The sequence below is a fragment of the Pseudomonas frederiksbergensis genome, assembly GCF_000802155.2.
GTDB classification, from domain to species: domain Bacteria; phylum Pseudomonadota; class Gammaproteobacteria; order Pseudomonadales; family Pseudomonadaceae; genus Aquipseudomonas; species Aquipseudomonas frederiksbergensis_A.
In genome coordinates, this window is sequence record NZ_JQGJ02000021.1 from 21,015 (window position 1) to 44,903 (window position 23,889).

27 protein-coding genes are annotated in these 23,889 nt (G+C 61.1%); 2 read left to right on the forward strand and 25 right to left on the reverse strand.

The features are described 5' to 3' along the window. Positions 1–17 precede the first annotated feature (17 nt). The 16 genes from JZ00_RS25420 to JZ00_RS25495 all read right to left on the reverse strand — a co-directional run bounded on the left by JZ00_RS25420 (position 18) and on the right by JZ00_RS25495 (position 13,957). The gene (locus JZ00_RS25420) at positions 18–1,535 is read right to left on the reverse strand and encodes a conjugal transfer protein TraG N-terminal domain-containing protein (protein WP_039594004.1); all 1,518 of its coding nucleotides are present in this window, start codon (positions 1,533–1,535) and stop codon (positions 18–20) included. Positions 1,536–1,550: 15 nt separating this feature from the next. Further along, positions 1,551–1,901, reverse strand: coding sequence for a hypothetical protein (locus JZ00_RS25425; protein WP_024718142.1), 351 nt, complete (start codon positions 1,899–1,901; stop codon positions 1,551–1,553). Beyond that, positions 1,898–3,286 carry an integrating conjugative element protein gene (locus tag JZ00_RS25430; RefSeq protein ID WP_024718141.1) on the reverse strand — a complete coding sequence of 463 codons (1,389 nt, stop codon included), beginning with the start codon at positions 3,284–3,286 and terminating at the stop codon, positions 1,898–1,900. Before JZ00_RS25430 ends, JZ00_RS25425 begins: the two co-directional genes overlap by 4 nt. A gap of 10 nt (positions 3,287–3,296) precedes the next feature. Beyond that, positions 3,297–4,232 carry a TIGR03756 family integrating conjugative element protein gene (locus JZ00_RS25435; RefSeq protein ID WP_024718140.1) on the reverse strand — a complete coding sequence of 312 codons (936 nt, stop codon included), beginning with the start codon at positions 4,230–4,232 and terminating at the stop codon, positions 3,297–3,299. Then, positions 4,229–4,648 (reverse strand): TIGR03757 family integrating conjugative element protein, encoded by a 420-nt coding sequence (locus JZ00_RS25440; protein WP_024718139.1) that lies wholly within the window; start codon positions 4,646–4,648, stop codon positions 4,229–4,231. The genes JZ00_RS25435 and JZ00_RS25440 overlap by 4 nt, the downstream gene beginning before the upstream one ends. Before the next feature lie 194 nt (positions 4,649–4,842). After that, positions 4,843–5,340, reverse strand: a complete 498-nt coding sequence (gene radC, locus JZ00_RS25445) for a RadC family protein (RefSeq protein WP_039594005.1) — start codon at positions 5,338–5,340, stop codon at positions 4,843–4,845. 174 nt (positions 5,341–5,514) lie between these two features. Next, positions 5,515–6,264: a DsbA family protein gene (locus tag JZ00_RS25450; RefSeq protein ID WP_024718130.1), complete on the reverse strand. Its 750-nt coding sequence runs from the start codon at positions 6,262–6,264 to the stop codon at positions 5,515–5,517. A 16-nt stretch (positions 6,265–6,280) separates the two neighbouring features. Beyond that, positions 6,281–9,145 carry a conjugative transfer ATPase gene (locus JZ00_RS25455; protein WP_039594006.1) on the reverse strand — a complete coding sequence of 955 codons (2,865 nt, stop codon included), beginning with the start codon at positions 9,143–9,145 and terminating at the stop codon, positions 6,281–6,283. After that, positions 9,145–9,579 carry a TIGR03751 family conjugal transfer lipoprotein gene (locus tag JZ00_RS25460; protein WP_039594007.1) on the reverse strand — a complete coding sequence of 145 codons (435 nt, stop codon included), beginning with the start codon at positions 9,577–9,579 and terminating at the stop codon, positions 9,145–9,147. The genes JZ00_RS25455 and JZ00_RS25460 overlap by 1 nt, the downstream gene beginning before the upstream one ends. Then, positions 9,560–10,996, reverse strand: coding sequence for a TIGR03752 family integrating conjugative element protein (locus tag JZ00_RS25465; RefSeq protein WP_039594008.1), 1,437 nt, complete (start codon positions 10,994–10,996; stop codon positions 9,560–9,562). Before JZ00_RS25465 ends, JZ00_RS25460 begins: the two co-directional genes overlap by 20 nt. After that, positions 10,986–11,894, reverse strand: a complete 909-nt coding sequence (locus tag JZ00_RS25470; RefSeq protein ID WP_039594009.1) for a TIGR03749 family integrating conjugative element protein — start codon at positions 11,892–11,894, stop codon at positions 10,986–10,988. Before JZ00_RS25470 ends, JZ00_RS25465 begins: the two co-directional genes overlap by 11 nt. After that, complete coding sequence (locus tag JZ00_RS25475; protein WP_039594010.1) at positions 11,891–12,583, reverse strand: PFL_4703 family integrating conjugative element protein; 693 nt, start codon at positions 12,581–12,583, stop codon at positions 11,891–11,893. Before JZ00_RS25475 ends, JZ00_RS25470 begins: the two co-directional genes overlap by 4 nt. Beyond that, positions 12,580–12,981: a TIGR03750 family conjugal transfer protein gene (locus tag JZ00_RS25480; RefSeq protein ID WP_024718124.1), complete on the reverse strand. Its 402-nt coding sequence runs from the start codon at positions 12,979–12,981 to the stop codon at positions 12,580–12,582. The genes JZ00_RS25475 and JZ00_RS25480 overlap by 4 nt, the downstream gene beginning before the upstream one ends. A gap of 10 nt (positions 12,982–12,991) precedes the next feature. Next, positions 12,992–13,318, reverse strand: a complete 327-nt coding sequence (locus JZ00_RS25485) for a TIGR03745 family integrating conjugative element membrane protein (protein WP_232925047.1) — start codon at positions 13,316–13,318, stop codon at positions 12,992–12,994. A 52-nt stretch (positions 13,319–13,370) separates the two neighbouring features. Further along, positions 13,371–13,604, reverse strand: coding sequence for a TIGR03758 family integrating conjugative element protein (locus tag JZ00_RS25490; protein WP_039594011.1), 234 nt, complete (start codon positions 13,602–13,604; stop codon positions 13,371–13,373). Then, positions 13,601–13,957, reverse strand: a complete 357-nt coding sequence (locus tag JZ00_RS25495; RefSeq protein ID WP_039594058.1) for an integrative conjugative element protein, RAQPRD family — start codon at positions 13,955–13,957, stop codon at positions 13,601–13,603. The genes JZ00_RS25490 and JZ00_RS25495 overlap by 4 nt, the downstream gene beginning before the upstream one ends. Positions 13,958–14,332: 375 nt before the next feature. On the opposite strand from JZ00_RS25495, the gene JZ00_RS25500 reads away from it, so the two are divergent. Then, positions 14,333–14,656 carry a helix-turn-helix domain-containing protein gene (locus JZ00_RS25500; RefSeq protein ID WP_024718120.1) on the forward strand — a complete coding sequence of 108 codons (324 nt, stop codon included), beginning with the start codon at positions 14,333–14,335 and terminating at the stop codon, positions 14,654–14,656. Then, positions 14,653–15,942 (forward strand): type II toxin-antitoxin system HipA family toxin, encoded by a 1,290-nt coding sequence (locus JZ00_RS25505; protein WP_039594012.1) that lies wholly within the window; start codon positions 14,653–14,655, stop codon positions 15,940–15,942. The genes JZ00_RS25500 and JZ00_RS25505 overlap by 4 nt, the downstream gene beginning before the upstream one ends. Positions 15,943–15,957: 15 nt before the next feature. Here the strand turns inward: JZ00_RS25505 and JZ00_RS25510 are convergent, their stop codons facing one another. The 9 genes from JZ00_RS25510 to JZ00_RS25550 form a co-directional block, all read right to left on the reverse strand. Continuing rightward, positions 15,958–16,707, reverse strand: a complete 750-nt coding sequence (locus JZ00_RS25510) for a TIGR03747 family integrating conjugative element membrane protein (RefSeq protein ID WP_039594013.1) — start codon at positions 16,705–16,707, stop codon at positions 15,958–15,960. Continuing rightward, positions 16,700–18,874: a type IV conjugative transfer system coupling protein TraD gene (gene traD / locus JZ00_RS25515; protein ID WP_039594014.1), complete on the reverse strand. Its 2,175-nt coding sequence runs from the start codon at positions 18,872–18,874 to the stop codon at positions 16,700–16,702. The genes JZ00_RS25510 and traD overlap by 8 nt, the downstream gene beginning before the upstream one ends. A gap of 10 nt (positions 18,875–18,884) precedes the next feature. Continuing rightward, on the reverse strand, positions 18,885–19,436 hold the full coding sequence (locus tag JZ00_RS25520; RefSeq protein ID WP_024718116.1) for an integrating conjugative element protein: 552 nt from the start codon (positions 19,434–19,436) through the stop codon (positions 18,885–18,887). Beyond that, positions 19,433–19,963, reverse strand: a complete 531-nt coding sequence (locus tag JZ00_RS25525; RefSeq protein WP_046510186.1) for a transglycosylase SLT domain-containing protein — start codon at positions 19,961–19,963, stop codon at positions 19,433–19,435. Before JZ00_RS25525 ends, JZ00_RS25520 begins: the two co-directional genes overlap by 4 nt. A gap of 35 nt (positions 19,964–19,998) precedes the next feature. Beyond that, positions 19,999–20,736: a TIGR03759 family integrating conjugative element protein gene (locus tag JZ00_RS25530; RefSeq protein WP_039594015.1), complete on the reverse strand. Its 738-nt coding sequence runs from the start codon at positions 20,734–20,736 to the stop codon at positions 19,999–20,001. 9 nt (positions 20,737–20,745) lie between these two features. Further along, positions 20,746–21,363 carry a hypothetical protein gene (locus tag JZ00_RS25535; RefSeq protein ID WP_232925701.1) on the reverse strand — a complete coding sequence of 206 codons (618 nt, stop codon included), beginning with the start codon at positions 21,361–21,363 and terminating at the stop codon, positions 20,746–20,748. A 35-nt stretch (positions 21,364–21,398) separates the two neighbouring features. Further along, positions 21,399–21,986, reverse strand: coding sequence for a PFGI-1 class ICE element type IV pilus protein PilL2 (pilL2, locus tag JZ00_RS25540; protein ID WP_039594017.1), 588 nt, complete (start codon positions 21,984–21,986; stop codon positions 21,399–21,401). Between the two features lie 226 nt (positions 21,987–22,212). After that, positions 22,213–22,521 (reverse strand): hypothetical protein, encoded by a 309-nt coding sequence (locus JZ00_RS25545; protein WP_024718111.1) that lies wholly within the window; start codon positions 22,519–22,521, stop codon positions 22,213–22,215. Between the two features lie 432 nt (positions 22,522–22,953). After that, complete coding sequence (locus JZ00_RS25550) at positions 22,954–23,781, reverse strand: DUF932 domain-containing protein (protein ID WP_024718110.1); 828 nt, start codon at positions 23,779–23,781, stop codon at positions 22,954–22,956. Positions 23,782–23,889: the final 108 nt, after the last annotated feature.

Here is a 23,889-nt window from a genome sequence, read left to right on the forward strand (position 1 = left end):
TACGCCGGACTCGCTCTTTATTTCAGGGGGCTCGAAATCGTCCCCGGTCCCTTAGAACCAGCGGTTTTTGCCCCATCCGTTCCCATCGTCATTATCTGGACAAGATTTCCAGCGCGTACACCAGCCCAGCTTAATGCTCCTACCCAGAATCCGGGCAACACAATGAACATCGTCCCCATGACGAAGTTCAGCAACAGATCGCCAAAGGCGTTGTTCAACCCCATCACCGGATCGAAATTAGTGACGGGCCGGTTCCAACCCCAGCCCGAGCCGTAGAGCGCGTCGAGGATGGTGCTGTCGATCCAGCGAGCGAGCTTGAACCAGAAGTCGACGAAGAACAGCGCGAACTGGACCATGCTGACGGTGACCACCGTCTTCAGGTCGTAGGTGCCCATCAACAGCACCAGCGGGATGAAGATCACCAAGGCCATCTTCAGCAGCGACAACACCATTGGCAGGGCCTGGCGCACCACGTCCATCGCCGGAAATGCAGGAACGGCTCCCACCGCAAGACCTACGTCGCCCGCCGTGCGGGTAACGATGTTCGGCAGGGTCTTGTCGATCTGGCCACCATAGTCGGTGTAAACCGTTCCCTGATTGAGCTTCTGTTGGCGCGGGGAGGCGATCGCACGGATCACCGAGTCATCCACTTCGGCACGACTCAAGAATCCGGCCCATCCGGCCATTCGGTTGAGCAGGCTGGGGTCGACTTGGGCCAATAGCCGTGTGCGCAACCCGTTACTGCCATCGCTCCACCACTGATGACATGTTGGATAACCCGCGCCGCTCGGCACCTGTGCGAGCCCGGCGTCTCGGTTGCTATCGTAGGGCCAGCCATCACGGGGTGTCTTGGCATGGTATGTGTCGTAGAAACCGTTGGTGTTGACGAAGTAACTGGAGCCGATCCAGGTCACGTCATGCACCTGTGCTTCATCCAGTTCCGGTCGACTCATGAACAATTTCGCCCTGGCGGGTCCATAGCAGTCGTGGGTAAAGTCCGCCACGTCCTGCGCGAGGACAGGGTCGGCAATGCGCGTGGCGTTGATCTCCATCCTCATTTGCCGCAGATCTGTTCCGCACGGGATCGCTGCCACCGAGGCCCCTGTCACCGCGCGGGAGAGCGCATGCATGAAGGCCCACCACACCGGCACCTTGGCACTCTGGTTGTTGAGCGTGCTGAATGACTGCGACCAGCCGGTATCCGTAGGTTGCGGAATATTAACCTGGCACTGTGCCGATCGCGCCTGGTCGTACTTGATCGTGCCGAGGTCAATATCGATAAACGGGATGCCGGCGAACATCAGCACGACGATGGCCACCCAGATGCGGTTCTCTATGCGCATCGAGGACAGTACGCCCTTATTGCCTTCATCGGCCCCTTCAGTACGTGCTTTGAGCCATTCCTGGATAATAATGGCTATAAAGGGAATGGCGAACACGCCGCTGGAGACCAGCACCGACCAGATGCCGTTGTGGACGATCCAGGCAACCAGCGTCAGGTAATACTCCAAGTAGTCGGTCGTGAAAAGCGTCATGTTCCAGGTCTCCCGCTAGACCGCCTGCATCAGCAGGCTGGCCTCCAGTGCGATGATCGCGATGACGCCGGCGATCTCGGTACGTAGCAGCCGGCGCTGTGTCGAGGCATCAGATTCGCGTGCCAGCAACCGACGGCGCATCCACACCCAGCCATAGACAGTCGCCCCGTAGAGGCAGAACCGCCACAGCAGGAAGTAGCCAGCCGCGTTCGTCAGCCAGCGTTCCCAGCCGGCAATGCTGCCGACCAGATAGAGGCCAGCGATGTTGGCCGCCACTGCCAGCGCAACGAGCAGCAGCGTCCATAGCAATGCCCTGGCGACACGGCTGTTGAGGGGCCAGCGCGGGCGTAGCGATGCTGCGTTCATGGCGTGCCTCCTGGATGGGAGCGCTGTAACTGGTTGAGGCGATCCGGCACCGGGTCGCCCTCGTAGATACCACGCGAGCCTGACGCGCGTGTGCCATGGCGCTGAATGATCGTCATCGGCGAGTTGTTTGCCAGCTCGCGTCTGATCTCCAATTCGGTTTTGAGGTTGAGGATTTCGCGGTCGAGCGTGTCGCTTTCATGATTGACCGCATCGACGGCCAACTGGTTGGCCGCGACATTGGGTTCTTTCTTGCCGGTCAGCAGCGTACGTTGCAGCAGCAGAGCCTTCTCCAATACGGAGGACAACGCGACCTCCGAGGCCAGACGTCTGGCCAGGATGTCCTGGTCGGGTTCATCGCGCAGCGCTTCGATAACGCCGCGGGTAACCGGCAAGGATGTACTGCCGGCTGCACGCAAGTTCTCAGCGGTGGTATGGCGGGCGCCGCTGATCAATTCCTGCAGCGTTTCCAGCTTGGCCTCGTACTCTTCCTGAATCAGCGGCGTCAACCCGACGCCTGGCACGGTCTGGGTCTTGGTGCAGATCGCGCAGGTGCGCTGCTCCTGTTCGCCGAGCACGCGTGTGGCCCAGTCGGTGGCCGCTTGCGGCGACGACCAGGTCTGGCAGGCCAGGCTATTACAGCTCGTCGGGTCGATGGATGTTGGGTCGGTTGCACTGCGGCCATTGACCAGGTTGTAGCCGGCACGCGTTACATCGCGGATCACTTTGATCGACGGCTGGCCGGCACCGCCAGCATTGCCGCCGCCCACCCACGGCACGCCATCCTTGCCCCGGCTGGTCTCAGCCTGTTCGATGGCTGACACCGCGTCAGTGCTCGCAACCGCCTGGCGCAACGCCATCCCCTCGGCGAGCTGGCTCCAGCTCATCTGTCCGCCTGCCGTGTCGGCCATCTTCTCGGCCATCGCGCGGCAGGTCAGTTTGGAACGATCGAAATCGAGCCTGGCCTGAAGAATACCGTTGGTCAACAGGTTGTAGAGGCCGGGGTCTGCCCGCTGAATGATCAGCGCCGGCAACGATGCGACCGCGCTCGTCGCGTTCTGGATCACGCTGCTCATGATGTTCTGAAAGCCATTGGTGAGGCCGTTGAGCTGATTCTGGATGGTGGTGCTGATGTTCATGTCACCGCACATCAGGTTGCTGTTCCAGCCCGCGCCCACACCGAGAGCATGCATGCCGGCCGCGCGGCTCATGGACACCGCGCTGCCGCCACCAATCGAATACATGAGGTCGTCGCCAATCACGCTGCCGCTGTTCTGGAAACCGTTGGGTTGGGCCGATACCAGATTGCTGACCAGCACCAGCGCGCTGGCCAGAAGGGTTATCTGCCACCGCAACGGCAAATGGAAGAGGGTGACAGGACGCTTCATTGTTTTCCCCTCAGTTGAAGTCTGTACTGCCGAGGAACGTCTGCCCGCGGCGTTCGCAACAGCTGTATGGGCGCCAAAGCGCCCAGGCATAATCACCTTGCTGGGCCTGGGCCAGCGGTTCGCTGTGGGGGAACACCATGCAGCGGTTGGAAAGACGCGGCGTCAGCTCCTGCCACTTGCCGGTCGAGGCATTGCTTTCCTCCAGCGCTCCGGCCGGCCAGTAACCGGGCTGCGAGTTCGCGAGCAATGGCTGATAGACATGCAATTGCCCCCGCCGGGTGACGATGTCCCCGGCGCGTTGGGCGACCACGGCGCCGGCCTTGTAATCGTCGACCTGATGCAGAAATCCGCCGCGCGGATAGATGGCGCCCCACAGGTTGAACGTGCTGCGTGTGCCGATCTCGCGCATGCCCGGAATCAGGGCCTCTGGGTACACGGCTTCGGGCACGTTGTAGCGCCAGGCCACGGTGTCGAGCGTGCTCAGCAGGTACGGCATAAACGCAGTGCCGGCACCTTTGCAGGCGTAACCTGAGGTGCTGGCAAATTGGCCGAACACATGGCCGCCGGGATGGCCGATCACGTCGGCGTTCTTGAACTTCGCCATGTTGCTTTCATTGTCATGGTTCGTCGTGCCGTCGCCGCCTGCCTGGGCCGTCACGTTGGGGGCGCTCATGGCCCGCACTTCGATCCACGGGTTCTCACCGGTGTTGGAGTAATTCGAAACCACGGCATCCGGAATGTAGTGGCGCACCTTGGTGGACGTCCGCACCGAGCAGCCGAACGGCGTACAGAACAGCCAATAGCAGATCCCTACCACTCGGTATTCCAGGCACGATGGGGACAAAGTGGAAGACACGATGGTCGCGGTGTTGAGCGCGAACGATGACGAGGCGGCAGTCAACAAAATGGTGGCGATGCCGGTACGCCGAAGACGGGCGCACTTCATGGTTGAGTCCTTCGGTAGGCCTCGATGCGTGCGATCGCCTTGGCGACGCCCGGCTCGCCATAAACTACGTAGCGTTGATCCACGACGATGGCGGGGAGAGAGGTAATGCCCAAGCTCCAGGCATCGGTCACGTCCTGGTAGGTCCTGGCCAGACGCTGCTCCAGCGCGGGGCCGCCGTGCTTGAGGCGCTGCTGTACCAAGAGTGACGCTTGCTGGACATCACGTGGAAGATCGGTCGACAGTTCGGTTTCAATACGCGCGGGTGCATCCAGCTCGATCAGTCGGTCAGGTGTACCTTGCACGGGATGTTGGCGGTCGGTGATGACCCAGATATCCATTGCACTAGCCGCAGAGGCACACAGCGCAATGGCCAAGGCCAGGCACCTGTTCGGGCCGGGGGAAAGAGAACACAACATGGCGCAGCATCCGGTGGTTCATGACCTCGGTAGTGCAACGCATCGCGCTTAACGCGACAACAAACAATCAGAAATGGGAGGTGCCCGGTTTCCATGCACCTATGAATCGCGGTATTTCGTGGACAGCAGATGCCCCATCGAAAGCATCGCTTCCGATGGGGTGTTGGAGCGTCAGCAAGCTGGCGCGAAGAGGATCAGATCAATCCGTGTTCGGCGAACGAATAAGGATCGCCTTTCCCGATGATGAAGTGATCCAGCAGACGGATATCGACCTGTCCCAATATCTCCTTCAATCGCTGGGTCAACGTTTCGTCCGCCGTACTGGGTTCAGTGCAGCCGGAAGGATGATTGTGGCAGAGCACCAGAGCGGCGGCGTTATGGTCCAGACAACGCTTGAGCACCACCCGTGGATAGACGCTGGCGCTGTCGATGGTGCCTTGGAACAAGGGCTCGTAGGCCAACACCTGATGCTTCGCATCGAGAAACACGGCGCCAAAGACTTCATGCGGCTGTGCTGCGATTTTCAGCTGCAGGAAATTGCGCACATCCTCCGGGCTTTGCAGCGAGGGGCCACGCTTGAATACTCGCTGCTCAAGGATGAGCAATGCCTGTTCGATGATTTGGTCGTCGTCCGGTGTCGCGATGCGATTGAGTGAAGCATGACCACTGATCATGGCGAGGGATGTGGACATGGGAACCTCCTTAGGAATTGGAGGCAGCCGTCCCTGGAGGGCGGACCCTCCGGAGACAATGACGATAGGCATCCGCCACCGTTTGCACGGATGACCGTTCGCTCGGGGGATGCGTGGCGAACTGGCGTGCAGTCAACGCGGTCGAAACCGCGCCATAGCCTTGAAGACCGCGGGCTATCTGGGCATGTCGCCGACAACGTCGGCAGGCATTTGGTGATGAATTTGTGCTGCGTTTGGCGCTGTACCGTTGGACACCAGTAGGTCCAATGCCGACAGCAACGCGTCGCCTTCGGCCGGGCCGGCCAGGGTCAGTGACTGGCCGCTGTGGTGGTCGATCAGACGCAGGGTCGGGGTGGCGCTCACGCCGCCATGGCGTGCTTCGTTGGCCTGCCCCTGGATGATGGTGTCGGGCCGCTCACTGGCGAGGCAGGCTTGCACGGTTGGGTCCTGGCCGTGGTACTCGGTGTCGGGCGGCAGGCCCTGGCCGTCGCTGCGGGTGTGCTGGTAGATCCAGGTGATGGCTTGCCAGAACGCATCATGGCCCTGGGACTCGCCGATGCATTCGGCCAGACGCGCCTGTCGAGTCGCTGCCGGCTCGTGCATGGCTAGCGGTAGGTGGTGCCATTGCAGATTCACCTCCGGGTGCTGGTCGATCCAATGCCGCAGGATGGGATCATAGGCCTTGCAGTAGGGGCATTCGAGGTCGGCGTATTCGACAATGGTGAAGCGCGCATTCATGCGTCCATAGCGCCAAGGTGGGCCGGCCGGGTGCTGGGCAGCGGTGGCGTCCGACGCGTGGGTTGACTCATGCGACTCGTCGGCCCACGACCAAAGCCAGAGCACGAGCAGGCCAGCAATCACCCAACCCAGCAGCCAGACTCCGCACGGCCACCGACGGTAGAGGAGGAAAGTGGGCGAAGGCATGGCGGAATCCTCGACGTCAATCAAACAGGTCGTAGCGCAGCGGCTCGATGCCCCGCGCCCGGTCGATCTGGTCGGCAACGCGTAGCGCGGCTTCCAGTTCACTGATGCCGTGCTGCTGCATCAACTGAAAACGTTCGGCTTTCTCTTCGGGTTCCGTCATTGCCAGCGCCAGGTACAGGCTGGGGGGTACCGCACGGAACAGCAACTCCATTGATTTTGACAAAATCACCCCCTCCGTGAATTTTCCGGCTTCCTTGCGTGCGGACAGCATCAGGGCCTTCTGCGAGGCGTTCAGTTCACGAAACCGGGCAATCTTCTCCACCTCGTCCGGGGGCATACTCAGGCAAATCCACCACTCGATCATGTTGAGCATGGGTTCGGCGGCTTTCGGCAGGTCGTCTAGGTTCTGCGTTGCCAGCCAGTACCAGGCGCCCAGTTTGCGCCACATCTTGGTGATCTTGACCACATAGGGCGCGAGCAGCGGGTTCTTGGTGATGATGTGGCCTTCATCGGTGACATTGATGATCGGGCGGCCGAGGAACTGGTCGCGCTCGGCGATGTTGTTGACGGTGTTGATCAGCGAAATGTAGGCAATCGACAGCTGCGCGTTGTAGCCCTCGCGCGCGAACGTCGCCAGGTCGACAACCGTGATATCGGCCTCTGGCCAGGGCGTACCCGGCCTGTCGAACATCTCGCCATCGACGCCCTGGCAAAACATGTCCATCGCATCGGCCATTTCCAGCAGACGGGTACGACGTGTCTCGGGCAACGTCGAATCACGACCGCGTTCGCGCAGCGCATTGCGTACATCACGGGTCAGTACCATGCGTGTTTCTGCCATGCAGCGATGGGCAGCTTCGAGGATGCACTGGCGGATCAGGCTGCGATCGGCGCGGGTCATCCTGGCTTCCTCTTTGTCCTCCCCGCCGGTGATCATCAATCGTGCGGTGATCTCCAGTTCACCCAGCACATCACGTTGCTCGTCAGCACTGGCATCGCCCTCGGCGGATTCTTCATCGAGCGCGTCGGCATCGAGTGTCTGGACCTGGCTGGGCGTGTCGACCAGGCGCCAGGCGTCGGCGAAGGGCGCAAGGCTCACGCCTGCACCGGGCGAAAGCCTGACGCGATGCACCGTCAGCCCCAGGTGCGCGGCGAACTCACCGTAGAGGCCAAAGCTGTTACCGGCTTCCACGATGAACAGCCGTGGCCGGTAGATGGCGGTGATCTGGTTGAGGATGTTGTTGAGCGTGGCCGACTTGCCTGAACCGGTGGGGCCGAACAGGAACAGGTGTGCATTCATCTGGCGGTCGAGTCGGTTCAACGGATCAAAGGTGATGGTGCCGCCGCCACGGTTGAAGAAGGTGATCCCGGGGCGGCCGGTGCCGGCACTGCGCCCCCAGGTCGGTGCCAGGTTGGCTACATGCTGCGCGAATATCAGCTGCGTGTACCACTGACGTTTGTCTTTGCCCGGGTCATAGACACAGGGCAACCAGCGCAGATAGCTGTTGAGCGGCGCGACTTCATCTTCTTCGCGTACCGGTTGCAGGCCTGCGTTGAGCAGGACGTTGCCCAGTTGCAGACCGCGGGTATCGAGGTCTGCCACGTCCTGACCCCGCAGGTAGAACGCCAGCGAGGCGCGATACAGTTTGTGTGCACTGCCAATCAGGCCGCGCGCCTGCTGGACGTCCTTCAATGCCTGTTCCGAGGCCAGGGTTTCACCAACCGCCTTTTTCGCCAGGTGATTCAGGTGCGCCTCAAGAATGTCCTGCGGCGTGACGACCATCGTCAGGCACATCACCGTGTCTTCGGGCATTTGATCCATCAGGGCATTGATCGCATCACCGCCCTTGCGGGTTTCACCGGTGATGTGCCCGGTGTTGGGCGGCGTGCGCAACCGGTCGACAACAACGGTCCGGTGGGGCAGGTCGTCGAAGTACCACAGGCCGTTTTCGACGTCAGAGCGGGGCTGGCCGAAAAACAGGCGCTGCGCGAAATCCGTACCACTGGCCAGTTCCAGCTCGCCGGGCTCGGACTCCGTCGGATAGCACGTGAGGCGGTAGAAGCGTTCGCGGTCTTCTAACGTGGGGCCGAGCATTGTCGGCCGAGGGTTGAACCAGAGCACCAGCCAGGCATGAATATCTGCCGCCTGCAGGCGACGGGCGCGTATGCCCGCATTGGACAATCCACCGACCAGCCGGTCGCAAATGACATTCAATGCCTGCTCGGGGGATTGCCCGCGTCGGGCGGGCGCACTCCCAGCACGCCGATACACCACCAGGCGGACGCGGCGCGTTTGGCCGCGCCAGGGTAGCTTGGTGACTGTGCGGTCCTCGAACAGGCCACCCTGTTTGGCAACGGCCCGCAGATGGTGACCGAAAAAGCGCAGGTAGAACTCGCTGAAGGCGCTGCCCTGTGCCCGTGGCTGGAGATAACTGCGCAGGGAGGCAAGGTACGGGTTCCAGTCGGTCTCGTCCTGAGCGTAGAACTGCATCACCCAGGGCGATTCATCCAGTTCATCGAAACTGTCCTGTAGCGCGTTTTCCAGGGCGGCGCGCGCCTGGGCAAGCCAAGCTGCCTCACGTCCCTCCGTACCGACGGGCATCAATTCAAAAAATGCCGCGACGGAGACGCCGTCTTCGAGCAGCATGCATTTTGAATCGGGCAGGTATTCGACCCAGGGCAACAGATCAGCGAATGAGGGCGCGACGTCATAAAGCGCCTGCTCGTCGGCCTGTGTTGCAGGACGCCGCGGCGCGGCACCGGGCTCGCCCGGCGCCGGAATGCCGTGAGTCTGCAGTTCGGCAACATGGCACTCCCAGGCATCCGGCGTTGGCCTGTCTGCCTCAGCCGCCTCAGGTACGCGGGAAAATGGCCAGCGCATCAGTAGTTCTCGACCCGTTCACCGGGCATGGCGTACTGGACCCGCTGGTACAGGGGAAAGACGGTCGTGTACCCGGGAACGGGAGCGGGATCAGTGCCTGCCAGATGGGGAAAGACGTACATCACAAGGTCTGGATTGGGCAGGCGGTGAAACTGCCGGTAGATCTCGTTCTGTGCGGTGCGGGTATAGCTTGCGTTGACAGTCGGCGCCGCGTTCACATCGTCTTGCCTGAGTGACCGGCGCAGCGACTGCCGGGCGTCCAGCAACTGCTGGGCACTCTGCCCGCCACGCGCGGCACCGCCGGTCTCCTCGTTCCAGATATCGAGCATGGTGTTGCCGTCATGCGGCAGCATCTTTTCCTTGCTGGTCAAGCAGCCGGCCAAGGCCACGGCCAGCATGAGGACCGTTAGGCCGTTAATCCAGATCCTGCGCATGGGTAGCTCCTCCTAAACGGTGATCGACGCGACGACCTTTGGGGGCGTAGTCGATGGTGAGGGGTTGTTCAAGATGGACGGCGACCTGGGCGCCGGGCTTGACGTAGACGGCTGCGAAGGCCTGCCCGTAGAGCTTGTTCACCCACTGCGACATGTCCTGCACACCGCCCGCGAGGATGCGGCCCACCGCTTCGTTGCCGGTTATACCCACGGTGCCCATCGAACCGTTGTTGTTGGCCACCACGGCGAAGCTGTCATTGTCCGATTTGATCAGCGATGCGGCCCCGGCACCCGCCGCAGTAATCAGCGCCTGACTGCCGAGGTACTGCTGGGCGTTGCTGCGGCGTTCACCTGAAACGCACGGGATGCCATAGGGATCGCTGATCCAGCCCAGGCCCTCCTGGGTAGCGTTGCTGCCCCTGTTGTCCTGCTGCCAGTTGCCACTGCGCTCGCCCTCTTCGGGCACGGTGCGGATGGTGCCGTCATGGAACACGAACGTCACACTGCGGACCTGGCCGCGCACGCAGGACAGCGTCCAGTCGCCTGATGCGGTACCGCTGACCACCGCGCCGGACACCTCGGGGAGGTCGATGCCGTTGGCGGTGAGGTTGTCGGGACCAATGAGGATCTTGAACGGGTAGGGGTCATTCACCGTACCGTCCACCGGCACGCGCCCGATCAACGCAGTCATCGCAATCGAGCCCATCAGCGTGGCGTTGGTTGGTACGGTGTAAACCGGCGTTGCGGTGGACACACTCGCCGCCTTGCTGCCAGCTTCCACGACGGTCTCCCGGGTCGCTTCCAGCGTTTTCTGCGCGGGCCCGAAACGGGTGGGGAAGCTGAAGCTGTCGCGCTTGCCGGAGGCGCTACTTTTGTCATCGCGTCTGGCATCGTCCGGTTCAATCCAGTGAATACCGTCACTGCCGAGTCCATCGCCGTCCCCGGGTTTCAGGCCCAGCCCGATGGGAAGGTCGGCATCGCCACGTTGACTGGACAGCCCTTCGATTTGGCGCTGCAGGTCTTGCAGCAAGCCCTGAGCTTGCTGCCGCTCGCCGGAGACCTGTTCACGGTCGTTGCGCAACTGGTTGCGCTCAGTCTCCAGCGCACTTTGGATGCGCCGGTCAATTGAGCCTTCACGCTGACGCAACCGCTCGTTTTCAGACTTCTGCGTTTTGTTGTCCGCCATCGCACCCTGCAATTCGGTACGCAGTTGCTTGACCTGACCTACCAGCGTCGCCACGGTGTCGCGAGGCGTATCGCCTTCGATACCCAATGCCTTTGCCTCTTGCGATGTCAGCCGGGGAGTGCCGTCATTGACCGGTTGGGCGTTACCGCCGGAAAACAGCTTGATCCCGACGAACACCAGCAAGAGCGCCATGGGCACCATCAGCCACTTCAGCAGACCGTTACCTTTCATGACGAACTCCGTCCTTCGGGGCAGGCGTTGAGGGGGACGGCAGATTCAGCGCCGCATTGATCGGGCTCACTCTCGGCAGCAGAGATTCGGCCACGCCATGCCCCCGGGTCACCAGGTAAACCACCGAGGTGTCTTCCGATGTACCGGCAGGCCCCAGGCTTGAATGCTGAAACGTTGCGGTCGTGAAATCACCCAGCAGTTCGCGCGGATCGAGGGCGAGCCAGCGGGTCGACCTGTTGACCAACCTGACGGCGGTCACCCGCAGATCATCCAGCCGCCAGGCGGCGATGGCTCTGGCCTGAACGGGCAGGGTGGGCAGCAGCGCGTCTAGGGGCAGATGGCGGCGCAGGTTCACGCGCGTCACGCCAGGAACGGACTCGACCGTGCGCAGCGGGGCGTACAGGTTCTGCGCGGCGTAGCGGGTCAGTACCACGGGCACGGGTGTTTCATGAGCGGCGCGAGGCGGGCTGGTCGTCTCGGCGCTGCCATCAGAAGCCTGGGATGTCTGCGCCTCGCCGTAGCGTTGAGCCGGGCCCTCAGCCTCAACAATACGCACCGGCTCCATCGCTGCCCGACCTGCTTGAGCGGGCTCGGCAACGATGTCCAGCAGGATCAGTGTCCCGTTGTCAGCATCCTGCAGTTGCAGGCGTGTTGGTTCGATGGGCTCACTGGCGCGCAGATAGAGTGCACCACCGGCACTTTGTACCCGCAGGCGGCCGGCGAGCGTGGTAGGCACCCCCACGCGGACGTTGCGGTCGATGAACACGATCCGCTCCTGATCCACGACCAGGGAAACCGCCAGGGGCAGGCGCTCCCAGCGCAGGATCTCCACGGCGTGGACTGTCGGCGACAGCACAACGGTGAGCAGCAGGCTGAAGGCACAGAGCAGGTGTTTCATGGCGTCTCTCCCATAGCGCCACCCAGCCCGCCCGGCGTTGTGCTGGCAGGTGTGACGGGGGCGGGGGTGATGATGCGTTGCGGCGCGCCGCTGTAGCAGTCCAGGGCCAGGCCGAAAGGGTTGCGCTCGGGGTCGACGTCCACCCGTACGACCTTGAGCGGGTAACGAACCAGCGCTCGTTTGACCTGCTCGGCGCCGTAGTACTCATCCGCCGTCACATCAAGCGTGACGATCCAATCGCGGTCGGAGACGACTTTCACTCGCTGGGCCGGGTTCTCGCCGTAGCCACGCCCCGGAATTTCATAAATGCCTCTTACCCGCTGGCGTAACTCACCTGCCGTACGACGGTATTCATAGTCATTGCGCAGAAAGGTTTGGCAGGCAGGGGTGAAGTAGGGCGCAAGTACATGAATGTTGCGCGCATAGTCTTCGTCACCGTTGGTGGGCCAACGCTGGAGTTGCTGCCAGATGTAGAACGAGAAGGCGTAGACGCTTTCGGGTGGCACTTCCCACCATTTCCGGGTACTGCCGGAGCGCAGGTCGGGCGGGACGTGCACGGTCAGGTCACGCGGTGCGCTCCACCAGCCGCCGCCCATCACCAAGGCGATAACAAGTAGTGCACCAAGCCCCAGCCGCAAGGTCTTGATGTGCGACTGGAGGTGAGTGATTTCGTTCTTGAACCGGCTCACGCTGCCTTGCTCCTGCGCGTGCTCCAGTAACCCGATCGGATCACTAACGCGTGCGCGCCCACAAAAGACGCTAAGGCTGGATGACGCTGTGCAATACGCCACTGCAGTTGGCGATACAGCCAGGTATCGGGTCTGCCACGTTTCTGGCGACGCAGCATGCCTCCACCTGCCAACACCCCGGCAGCGATGCCCAGCATGATGGCCGTGGGCACGATGGCGATCGTCGAAAATACAAAGGCCAGCGGCACGCCAACCACCAGGCTGCCTGCTGCCGATAGCCCGGCGCAGATCCACAGCTCATCCGCGGTAAGGCCGCGGACGACCACGGGGTGACGGTTGAGACGGTGTGGAAGAAACACCACCGTCCCGTCAGGCCGAATGTCCTGATGCGTGCTCATGGCATGACTCCTAGAGCACGCCGGTGGCTTCAGTGAGCAGCCAGACACCAACGACCAGCAGGACGGCGCCCACGGCCACCGTCAGGCCGAATTGCCCCCAGGTTTTGCGGCCCGTGTGGATTTCCGCATAGGTACCGTAGGCGTGGTAGCAGACACCGACAAACATCGAGGCGACCACCAGCAAGGCAACAAGCATCACGATGTCGTAACCGTAATTGCGCAGCGTCTCCATGATGCCCGAGCCGGTGCCCCTCGACGGTTCTTCCAGGGTTGGGAGGTCGGCCCGGGCAAACGTCGGCAGCATGGCGAGTGTGGATGCCGAAGCCAGGACGGCCATACGTGCCGAATGCAAGCGATACGAGAGCAGGTTCATGATGTGAGCCTTTGCGTTAGGAGAGCAGGAAAAAAGTCAGCACCACGTACATCGCGATAAACCTCACCGCAACGCCGACGAACTGACGCTGGGAAATCCGCTGTTCCGACACGCCGACATAGGCTGTGCGCAGGGCCCATACGCCCCACAGCAGCAGGGTTGCGAACACGGCGCCGAGCAGTACGCCGGCGACAGCAGAGGGGGTGAAGCCTCCATTGGCCTGAAAGGCGGCAAGCTGGTTGGCGTTCATCGGTCATCCTCCTGTTCGGCGTCCTGGCGGTAATCGCCAAGCAGTGCAGAGGGATCGCGTGGCTGTGCACGCTGAGGCGTCAGGTAGTCGTTGATGCCCGACCGCATGCGCTGCAGGTCGGCATCCAGACGCCGATAATCGAAGTGATAGCGGGAGCGTGACTCGGGAGCGGTGCTGGCGGATTGTTTGGCCAGACGGTCAAGCAGGTCGAGTTGGCGGGCGACGGCCGCCAGGTGTTCACGCTCATACCCATCGTCAGTTGCAGCGGCGAGCTGTGTGATGAAGATACTGGTGAGCAGCAACGCTACGACAGGACGTCGCCATGCGTAAGCCGAATTGTGAAACCTTGCCATTGCGCCATTTCCGATGGGCTCGAATGGCTCGATGCTGCGGGGATGGCTGGTGGAAAGCCGCAAACAATGGGGAGTTACTCCTCACCACTTTCCTTACACATTTTTTTGGTGGTGTTGCGTTGTGCATTCTGAAGAGAGTGGCAGGGGCGACTGTTTCATCGCAGAACAGCTATCTCTTCATCTGTGTCTCTGCGTATCGAAATCGTGGACGCTAAGGGCTGATATATTGTCAGATTTCACTTTAGCATTCTGATTGGAGTGCTAATCGCTTACTAGCGCTCCCATGGGATGTTTATTGACAACAGTAACGAGGCGTGAGGTAATTGTTCTCATAGGAACTGATAATAGCCTTAAGCGTTCCTATGAGGATGATAAATGAGTACACCACTGCCGTTACCCGTCGAGCGGGCGCTCCGCAAGCTCGGCAGCGACATTGAGCTTGCACGCAGGCGTCGACGGATTTCACAGGCCTCGCTTGCAGAGCGAATGGGGGCTTCTGTATCCACTGTTCGGCGCATGGAGAAAGGGGATATGCGGGTGCCTATTCATTTCTTCGCCCGCGCCTTGCACGTGTTCGGTGAGGTACAGGCGCTGGCCAACCTGCTGGATACGGCGCACGACGACATCGGGCTGACGCTGATGGATGAACAATTGCCTAAACGTGTACGCAGTAAACCGCCGGCATCGGGGGCATTATGAAATCGGTTACTTCAGTTCGCCAGCAAGTCCAGGTCTGTCTTGGTAAGGCGGGAATAGCTGTTGGCACTCTTATTTACGTCAAGCAGGGACGCCGTGAGAACACCACCTTTGCCTATGAGCAGGGATGGTTGGGGAATCAGGAGGGGTTCAATGTTTCTGCCGATCTCAGCCTGATCTCGGGTTATCAGCCACGTAGATCTCCCTCAGCTCACGATTCGGTCTTTCATTTCGCCATTGCCGATACGACACCGGACGCTTGGGGACGCCGGGTCATCGCACGTGACCATGCCAAGCGTCGTAAGGGTAATCCATCGCTCGCGTCGCTGACAGAGATGGACTACCTGCTGGCGGTTGACGATTTCAGCCGGATCGGCGCGCTGAGACTGCGTGATCAGAACGGACATTATTGCCGGACGATTGAAGATGGACGGCGCGCTACACCGCCACTGCTGGAATTGCAGCGCATCTACCAGGCCAGCCGGGCAGTTGAGAAAGGTCAGGAAAGCACTGAAGATTTGCGTTACCTTCAGGGCAAAGGCACATCGCTCGGCGGGATGCGCCCCAAGAGCACGGTGGTCGATGAGGATGGCGCACTCGCCATTGGAAAATTCCCAAGCGTGAGCGACACCCGTAGCGTGACGCGCGGCGAAGTGCTGGCCTTATGCTTGGCAAAACAAGCAGGTATCAATGCCGCGCCGGCCCGTATCATAGAGCTGGATGGCGTACCGGTCGCTATCATCCGCCGTTTCGATCGCGATGGTGCTGATGGGCGTATTCCATACCAGTCCGCCGCGTCTTTGCTGCAGGCGTCGCGCGAAGAGGATCGAAGCTATACTGAAATTGCCGATGCTATCCGTTCCGTGGGGCATGCACCGACCGTAGATGTGCAGCAGCTATGGCGGCGACTGGTTTTTAACCTACTGATCACCAATGTGGATGACCACCTGCAGAACCATGGCTTTCTTCATGTGGAAAAGGGGCTCTGGCGGCTGGCACCGGCATTCGACGTCAATCCCTTCCCGGACAAAGAGCGAGAATCGAAAACCTGGCTGTCGGAGGAGGATGGACCGATCACCAATCTTGAGATGCTGCTGGCGCGGAGCACTTATTTTTCGTTGAGTCGGGAGGATGCGTTGGCCGTGCTGGCAGAAGTGTATGACGCCGTGCTGGACTGGCGGCAGATGGCGCTCAGTGCAGTGGTGGGGTTGCAAGCGAGCGAGTTGGACGATTTTGCGCCAGCGTTTGAGCACGAGCAAATGGAGGCGGCGCAGGCATTACTGGCCTGAAATACCGGTCAGCACTTATAGGTATTTTTTGAAGCTGCCTGCTGCGAGGTCTGTTGCGGCACCTAACAGAATTGCGCAGGGAACCAAGATAAGAAGCGGGTGTGCGCTGACGGGCAGGGTCAGGTAAAGGACCCAAGGCATGACGGCGAGAGGCATCAGACTGGCCTTTGCCCGGTGGTAGACAAAGCCTGACTCACGGCCCGCACCAAAGCGCCTGATGTCCCGCCGCACCAGGCCATCGACCAGTCCGACGAAAGCTGCCATCAGGAACAGTGGGATGGTCAGTACCAGCACCAGCAGCCGGACGAGGAACACCAGTAGCGTGTACGCACTGGCGATCAGGTCGTTCTCCAGATACACATAAACCTGACTCAGATAAAAACGGAAATCCCGACCCGTTCCCTGGCTGGGTGAACTGGCTTTGGCCGATGCGTCGCGCATCCAGTCGATGAGTCCGCTTTTGACGAACACCCATTGGTAAGCCGTTTCTACCAACCAGGACGCCGTTTGTCCCGGTTCCTGCACCACGGCGCTGCGTGTGAAGTGTTGTGAGAGTTGCGTCAGTTCGTAGTCCAGCATGCCTTGCGCGTGCCGCCAGCCTTGATCTCCCCAGAACAGGTGCATACCCACACATTCGATCACGATGGACAGAAACAAAGACCCCAAAAGCACGGCCACAAACCGGAATGGCAGCGTGATGATGCCGGTGATCAAACCCTGCTGTTGGGTCTGCTGGCGCTGCGCTGTGTTGGCCGGGTCACTCACGGTTGCGCCTCTCAGCAGTCGTTTCGGCGGTCGCCATATGCCGGAACCCGTCAAGTAGGTCATCAGGCAGGGGGGCATCCTGCAGGCCCGGTAGTGCTTTGCTGTCCCACCAGTCACCCGCCTCGACGTAGTGTTGGCGCATGTACCCAGCAAGCTGCTGCAGGTCCCTAGGCATCACTTCGTCAGGGTCGGGTGCCGGCAGCGGCATGCGGATCTTCCAGAGGTTGCCGCCCTCAATCAGTGCAAAGCACTGCCCCTTGGGCAGGCCGACAACATGGGCGGGTTCGATCAGGGGCACACTCGTCGTCGTGATGCGGTCCTGGGTGTTGCTGGTAAAATCGGTCTTGCCATGAATGTCGGAGCTGTCGGTGGCGCCGCTCATCAGTGAAGTGGTGTACACCTCAACCTTGGGCAATTGCTTCGTGAGTAACTCGGCGGTCGCAGTTTCCCGCACCCTCAACATAAACAGATTGTTGAAGTTACCGACCACCTGACCGGCTTTGGCGCGGTTGCCGATACGCGCTTCAATGTCACTGAGCGTTTGCGTGTAGGCGGTGACCTGGAGACCGGCACCGCCGCCTTTGTTGACCATGGGGATGAACTCATCACCCATCAGTTCGTTGAACTCGTCGGCGTGCACGTTGATCGGTACTTTGACCCCAGACGCCGTGCCGGGTAGACCATCGTCAATACCGAACTTGTAGATGTGTCCAGCGACCGACACCAAGTCGCTGAACATGCTGTTGCCCACGGCGGCTGAAACCTCGGCATCCGAGAGCGCATCGAGGCCCACATACACCACGGCCTTCTTCCGGATAATCTGCATCCAGTCGAAAATGGGCCGCGGGTCGGCCAGATCGGCATAGTTCGGGGCCAGCAACTGAGAGATCTTGCCGGTCGTGAGTTTTTCCAGCAGGGGCAGCAACGAGGCGACAATTTTGTCAAAGTAGGTGCGGTCGTAACGCACCGCAGACCTCAGCCCATCCAGTACCGGATCGTAGACCCTGACCTGTGACAGGTATTGTTCGAGCGCAATGACGCGCTTCTCGCGGCCGATCATGTTGCGTGGAATGTTCTTGTCGTTGAGCCTGGCCTCGATCTGCACGATGACTTCCCAGGCCTTCGGCTCGTTGCTCGCGAAGTAGTGCTGGGCGTATTCGATAAACAAGGCATCGATGTTCACCACGTGCCGCTGGATCAGCAGGTAGTCGGGCCGCTGCCCCAGCTCGACGAGTGCACGGGCGATGATGTTGACGAAGCGCCAGGCGAACTCGCGAAACGCTGCGGAATTACCCTCGCCGGAGAGTTGGCCGGCAATGCGCGTGGCCACCTCGCTGATGCGACCAAACCGTCCCACGGCGTTGTAACGGGCGGAAATATCTGGCCAGCCGAGGTGGAAAACATAGAACTCGCCCTCGCGCCCGGCGCGTTTGGCCTCGACATACATGCGCTTGAGCAGGTCCGCATCGCCTTTGGGGTCGAAGACGATGACCACTTCATGCTCGCCGGCTGCGTTACGCCGCCGGATGTCCTGGGTGATGAACAGCTCGGCGAGTCTTGTTTTGCCCACCCGCGTGGTGCCCAGGACGAGTGAATGCCCAACCCGTTCCCCCAGCGGCAGCGTGATGTCCACCTCATGCGGTTCAATGCCATGCAGGCGCGGCATGCCACCGACTGGAGGTAGCGGCCGCGCCGGATTAAATGGGCTGTCCCAGGTCGTCAGTCGGGCAAGTTTTGAGAGTGGAAAGCGTGCGAATTCCAGCCGCTCTTCCAAACGGCGGGCGATGCGGTAGGCGGCCGTGGGTTCCACATAACGACGAAACTCGGGGCGGTACGTTTGCATCAGCCGATGCGTGTGCCGCTGATCCCAGCGAAACCCTCGGCCGATGAACAGGCGCTGCTGACTGACCGGCACAGCACGGCTGGTCATCACGTACTTCGGCAGGCGGCGGATATTGCGGCGGTAGCGCAGGATGGCCCAGGCTTCCCGCAGGCGGATCGAGCCAAAGGCGAAGAATGCCAGGGCCGAGCCCAGGCCGAGCAGCGGATTGAGCGCGAGCGACCATGGCGCCACCAGGCACAGAAGCGTGGCAGCGGCGCAGACGACCACGGTGTACAGCTCCACCGCTGGCCGTAGTAGGACTTCCACCGCATGAGGCTGGGCCATGGCGAGCGGCTCACTGCTCAATTCCGGTGGCAGTGACCAGCACGGGGTAATGGCGCAACCCCAGACGTTCTGCGAGATCGTCGCCCGATACCGGCGACAGTGTCAGGCCCGGGACCAGCCTGCGCAAGGTGGCAAGGGCGTTGGCAGATGCCACGTTGACGACCAAGCCGACCGCCTTCAATTTGCCCAGGATTGCTGCGCGCTCGCGTAACCATTGGCGCGAGTGGTCGTCATCGCCGACCAGAAACATTGGCCGCAGCCCGGAGGCCTGGATGACCCTGCGCGGCTCCTCCCCCGGCGACAGCCGCCCGGAACGAACCGGCAGCATGTCTGTTTCGCTGAAACGTTGCTGTGACGGATGAGGTGCGGAGAGGGAAGGAGCTAACGGCTGGTCCTGGCCTGGTCGTAGATTCAGTGATTGGTAGTAGGGCCATGCCGAAACACCGCCACGGTCTTCGACCACGATCAACGAGGCGGCGTCTGCGAGCGCTCCCCCGGTGGCCAGGCATAGCAGGCCGAACAGCGATGGGGCGGCGATTCGCAGAGGAGGATGGAGCTTCATAGTGTTTTTCTCCTGAGGGCGTTTTCAGCGAGGGCGCCGCCGAGCACGCGCTGCAGCTGCTTGTGCACTCTCATGCGGTAGCGGGCAGCCGGTGCCCCACCTGCTGGGCGGTGGTAGCGTCCAATGGCGAGCAGCCAGTCCTCGCCGTCGGTGTGCTGTTCGCGCAGAATTTCCGCTGCGATAGCGAGGTTGCGATATGGGTCGAATAGATCGCAGGGCTGCGGGTAGCGGTGCTTCTGATAACCCAGATTGATCTGGCCGAGGCCGGCGTCGACCCGTGTGGGAGGAGCCTCCCGCAGCGCCTTTTGCAGACCCGTACAGGCTTTGGCGCGGGAACTGAAACGGCGCGATACGCCTGCCACGTTCAGAGTCCAGGGCCATGGCACCAGCCGGCCATCGCGTTGCAGGCCGCTCTCCTGCAACGCCACCGCATACAGTACCGCAGAGGGAATGCCAGCCCGGTGAGCGGCGATCTGGTACGCCGGAGGCGGTACGTCCTGCGCGCCGGCGGGGACGACGATGGCCATCCACCCCAGTACCACGAGCCGATGACGCCAGCGGGTCACTGCCGTTGCCATTGGCCACTGACCTGTCGCACAACGGCAGGCAGGTCCCCCGGCAGGCCCAAAGACAGCCACCGACCGGCATCGTGGTTGAGCGTGATTGAACCGTTGCGTACGCGATCTGGATTGATACTGGCGCGTTTTGCCCAGTCGCGAATGAGCGCGTCGTTGGCGCGGCTGCCAACCATGTAGAGGTCGAAGCCGACATCGGATACCTGCAACTGCTGAACCGCCAGGCCACAGGGCGCGCAGCCGTCCTTGATGAACACGGCGATGCGGTCGGTGCTGTTGGCGGTGGTGGAGGAACTGCTTGGAGTATGGCCGGGCAGGGTGACACGTTGCATGCCCGGGTGTAGACGTTGCCAGGCGGTGTCGTAGGCCCGCTGGTATGCCAGCGTCTTTTCGACGCGGCGGGCTTCAACCTGAACCTGCAACTCGGCATAGCGGTCGCGTTCTTCCTCGGCGCGCGCTTCGATGCCGAGTGCGGTCAATGGGTCGAGGTTGGGCGAAAAAAGGCCCAGCGGTCCCTGCATCAATTGGCGATAACGAGCCCATTCCTCCGTGCGCAACCCCCAGTCACGAGCCTGTTGTTCATCGCTGATGCGTGAGGTCGCTGTTTGTTCCTCGCTGGGCGCGACGGTGGAGGCGATCGTGCGAGCGTTCTGTGCGATTGCCGGAGAGAGAAAGGAGACGGCCAGGCTCAGCGTTAACGCGCGGAAGACGAGAGTTTTGTTCATCCGGAGCCCCTATGGCAGCGTCAATCGATGCGTCTGACCGTCGTTCTCGCGCTGGAACACGGCGGTCTGGCCATCGATGGCTTGCAGGCGCCAGCCGCTGTCGGTCTCACCGGGACGCAGGACGCGCATCTCGGAAAAGGCGGCAGTGCCGGTTGGCAGTATCGACAGAAATCGTTCGCCGCCGCGAAGCTCAATCCCCATAACCGTGAACGGTAGGTTTGCTGTTTGGGTCGGCTTTGTCGGGTATGTCACACGGGTGTGCACCGGTACTGGAGTCGTCTGGTTGGGTTTATCCAGACGGGTGGTCAACTGGTCGATGCGTGTTTCCAAGGAAGACAGGCTGGCTGCTGTCAGACGTTGCTCGAGTCCGATTTCGATGGCGGTCATTCGTTGCTCAAGTGTTTTGCTATCAGTCTCATAACGGGCCTGGGTCAAGGCAACAGGTAGTTTTAGCAGGGCGTCGAGGCGCTGGCTCAGATCAGTCAGCCGAGCCTCCAGGGCAACAACCTGGCTACCCTGAGCGCTGGCACTGGTCTGGGTGGCCAGACTCGACAGCGAGACGTGGTTGATGATCGTCGCTGCGCTAATCAGGATCAGCCATGCGATGCCAGCCGCACGCAACAGCATGCTGCGGGAGTCGCCTGGGGTGGATTGAAATCCCCTCATGGCCTGGCCTCCGTTTTCAGTGGAGGCCGCGCTATGTCGACAGGGGAGACCGGTCCGGATTGGGGAAGGGCGCCACCGGTGGTGGGATGTGCTGCGCGTGTGAAGCAGATCCGGCGTGCGCCGTCGTCGACCTCCAGATCCCAGGCAGGACCGGCCAGCGTGAGCAGGGCATCACGCAACAACAGCGGGCCCAGTCGGTAATGCGAAGCCGGTAGCGGGAGCGCATTCAGCGCTGCGATATCACTGCTGGAACACAACTGGTAGCCAGAACGGAGCAGGACATGACGCAGGGCGTCCCCCACGGTGGCTGTGCGTGTCTCGGGAACGGCCACATCGACGACCTGAAGCAGCAGGTCCTGTTGCGCTGATGCCGGGGCCAACTCGACCAGGGTGTACCGGCCATAACGCACCACCGGGGTGAACTCCGGCACCCCGCGCGCGGACGCGCTGGGACCGTTCTTTGCGGGTTCTGCCGGAGTGGGCGGGGTAGGCGCGGATGCCGTCGTGCAGCCGTTGGTTAGAGCAGCTGTTATCAGCAGGCAGAGTAAGACCCTGCTGGGGTGATTTTGGCTGAATGCTGGCATCGGTCGATTCTCTGGAGCGTGGAACCGACACCATCGCCTCACAAGGCCGGTGTATCAGTAAACAATAGGATTCGCCGAGTCACCAGATTGATCATGCCTTTGGCCTCGCTCGGAAACTCTGCCTTAGGCGAAGGGGGACAGGGGCCGAGTTAGGCCCCCGGGCAGTGAAAAAAGTGACTGACCGGTACTGGCGACCGGAAGTCGGTAGATAATGGCAAGAGCGGCCTCAGCGTTCCGACGGTAGCCGGATCATGGTGGCACTGCGGTCGGCCTCGGACATGATGCTAAGGCTGATTTCGCGGGTGACCACGTAGAATGAATTGAGCTGCCCGTCGATCTTCAGCGCGGCGTTGTTGGCGTACCATGTCTCGTCGGAAACCTGGCCCCAGTCACCACGCGCATGACGTTGAAAGAACGGCATTGGATCAAGGCGACCTTCACGCATCAGGCGATCGACGCCCTTGCTGAAGATCAACGCGCCAACCGGAAACAACAGCTTGGAGTGGCGGCGGTGGTATCTGGATGAATGTGCCATGGAAGTCTCCTTGTTGAGGACCACAGCACCCTTGGGGGGAAGGGCCCCAACGGGTGATAAACTGAAATCTCGGCCTTCAGGGGGCAACTGTCTCGACGAGTAATTGAATGATCGTGAGACTGCGTTGCTCGTCAGTGTTAACCACCAACGCTAAATCACCACTGGTGGCACGGTGCTCATTGGGCGGAGAAGGGCTGCGCGGAGCGCAGATGTGGTATCGAAGGTTCATGGTAAAGCTCCTTTGGGATAAAGAAGTCGGTCCGTGGATGCGCAGTAGCGGATGCACGAGGCATGGTGATGTCCTTACGAAGAAGCTAGGACGGCACCAGCCCGCGAGGCCAGTACAGTCCTTTGGGGATTGAAGAGCGCTCTGGCAGGAGCGATGTGTGAGAATCGCTGACTCTGCTCGGAGTGGGCAAAGTCAGCGAGCGGTCAAGCTTTGAGCTGTCGCAAACCTTCGGCCAGCAACCACAATGCCCGATTGAGGCGTACGTTTTGATCGATGCCTTGCACCGGGCGTGTGCGTTGATGACGACCGTTGGCAGTCCGGCCGGACAGACCTCCTTTGACCAGATTTTCCTGTACTCGGTTAAACACCGACCACAGATCCGTGCGTTGGTCATCGAACCGGCGTGTCGCCAACACCTGGCTTTCAGTGATCGGCAGCACCTTGTCCGGGCTGTCGTACTTGAGCATCAGTGCCGAGCGCGCAAAGACCTCTGCTTCGCCATCGTCGAGCGTGATAGCTCGCATGGCTTCGTGGGAGTCCTGTACTTGGTCGAAGCCACGCAGGACTTCATAGGCGCCCTCGATGACATGTTCCGTCACGTTGCCCTTGTGAGGCACGCGGACGTCACCGACGATGTTGCCGCACACCAGACCGTTTTGGCAGACAAAGCGGAACATGCCCGCCAGCATCTGATAGCTGCTCGTACCGTCGTGACTATTGAGCAAGATAATTTCATTGGCCTCTTTGCCATTGATCTGGCTCGCATGACGAAGCCGGAGCATGTGCTTGGTGAATTCACGACGGTCTTCGTGACGCACGCGGGTCTGGCACACCATGAAGGGCTCGAACCCTTCATCGCGTAGTTTCGCCAGTACAGCGCAGGTCGGTATGTAGCTGTACCGTTCGGAACGGCTTTCATGCGGGTTTTCCGCGAAGATGGAAGGGGCGATTGCGCGGATCTGGTCATCGGACAGCGGATGATCAGCACGTAGCACGGGGGAACGTGAAGCAAAACGAGAGGCAAGTTGCATGACAAACTCCTTGAAAATTGAGCAGCCGACAACGACTGGCTAGGAGCCAGGCGAGCACGGGTGCATAGGACAAAAAGCCCCGCGATGCAGGGGTTGGACGAAAATTGG